The following is a 244-nucleotide window of genomic DNA, read 5'->3' on the forward strand; positions in this document are numbered from 1 at the left end:
ACGGCAGCACGGAGCTTGCTCTGGTGGCGAGTGGCGAACGGGTGAGTAATATATCGGAACGTACCCTGGAGTGGGGGATAACGTAGCGAAAGTTACGCTAATACCGCATACGATCTAAGGATGAAAGCAGGGGACCGCAAGGCCTTGTGCTCCTGGAGCGGCCGATATCTGATTAGCTAGTTGGTGGGGTAAAGGCCCACCAAGGCATCGATCAGTAGCTGGTCTGAGAGGACGACCAGCCACA

General features: G+C 55.7%; 1 rRNA gene. It reads left to right on the plus strand.

From position 1 onward, the window contains the following. Positions 1-244 (plus strand): 16S ribosomal RNA (locus GJ698_RS30385); the annotation flags it as partial.

Source organism: Duganella aquatilis (genome assembly GCF_009674565.1).
In the GTDB taxonomy this organism is placed as follows: domain Bacteria; phylum Pseudomonadota; class Gammaproteobacteria; order Burkholderiales; family Burkholderiaceae_D; genus Rugamonas; species Rugamonas aquatilis.